Raw genomic sequence first — 1,330 nt, 5'->3', positions numbered from 1 at the left:
ACACCGACCCGACCGGGATGCAGACCGTCTTCGAGATCCAGCAGCGACATCGCGATCTCGGTCCGGGTGTGGCTGATGCGCAAAATAGGGCGCAGGCGGCAAGTTTTGTCGAAGGCGTAGTTAGCCTTGCGAAATGGGGTGTGGGTGCCGCGCAGGAGCTCGCTGTTGGCTGCCTTTCAGGAGGTTGTGGCGGCGCGAACGTCACCGGCCTTGCGGGAGGGATTGGCCGAGCTGGTGCTGCGGCGGATGTCGCTGCATCTGCATCACCAATGGCGCGTGGCGTGGCCAGCGAAGCGCGCGTTCTTGGGAGCATGGGGTTGAGCCGTAATACTCAGGCAGTCGCAACTGCGGAGGGGCGCTCTATCCCAGACGCGTTGACTCGTGCGGCATCGGTCGAAATTAAGGATACCGCTCGGGTGAGTGCTACGCGACAAGTTCGAATACAGACCGACGCTGCTGCGGCGTCAGGTAGACAATCCGTCCTGGTTACAGGTACACGCACGCGTGTAACTGCGCCGGCTCAGCGTAGGTATGACGAAATAATTCGTCGAGATGATTTAGGTCCTCAGTAATGATTGATATGGAAATTGCGCTGCCGCATTCTGAACTTTCAGCCGCTCTTTCTGTGTTGTTTGCTTACGGTGATGGTATGCGTCCGATCTTCATTTCAGATGAAGAGGATGGTCCGAGGTTGCCGGTTTCTGATTTGGATCAAGTAAATGAATTGCTTGGCGGCGGTGGCGGTGGCGGTGTTTTTCTATGGTCACCTGAATGCTTCTATGATGTGAGCGTTTCGGACTCTGGCGCAGCAAATATTTTTGCATATTCTGAGAATTTTGGCGCAATTGATGCCATTTTCTCTTCCATAGTCGAGCTTCCTATTATGTTCGGATATGCATGCGATCATGAAGAGCGAGTTCATAGGAACCGGATCGAGCGAAGAATGGATTACGGAGTCCATGAGGCTTGGGTGGGGCGTGATTTTTCTAGATATTTGCCAGGAGTTTATTGGTTAACTGCTATTCCTGCGGAGATGCAAAGGCGCTTAGATATTTCAATCGATAATCTAAGAACGTTGGCGGTTGATGTAAGCTTAGTTGGAAATCGAAATTGGTTGTTGCGTCTTTACTCGCGTCCAGACCAGTGGCGTGGAGAGGCGTTGAAGTTGGATAAATGGTGTTCTGGTTCGCCCGGTTGTTTTTCCAAGGCAGTAGCGGAAAATGCCTTGAATCAAGCGAGCAATTTCATCGAAGCTTCAGCATGTATAAAGGAATGGCGGTAACGGCTCGATCATTATCCACCAATGAATTCCGATTAAGAGGGCAAGATA

General features: G+C 52.0%; 1 protein-coding gene. It reads left to right on the top strand.

Annotated elements, in window-relative coordinates; translation table 11 throughout:
• Nucleotides 1-571: 571 nt before the first annotated feature.
• On the top strand, nucleotides 572-1,282 hold the full coding sequence (locus tag HX774_RS19155; protein ID WP_178828998.1) for a hypothetical protein: 711 nt from the start codon (nucleotides 572-574) through the stop codon (nucleotides 1,280-1,282).
• Nucleotides 1,283-1,330: the final 48 nt, after the last annotated feature.

The organism is Brevundimonas sp. P7753 (assembly GCF_013386595.1).
Classification (GTDB): Bacteria; Pseudomonadota; Alphaproteobacteria; order Caulobacterales; family Caulobacteraceae; genus Brevundimonas; species Brevundimonas bullata.
The sequence above is the reverse complement of the archived record's forward strand: the minus strand, read 5'-3'. Positions and strand labels throughout refer to the sequence as shown.

What these genes read in the sequence shown, in the direction of transcription:
- HX774_RS19155 (WP_178828998.1), top strand. Translation starts at nt 572, where the DNA reads ATGATTGATATGGAAATTGCGCTGCCGCATTCTGAACTTTCAGCCGCT.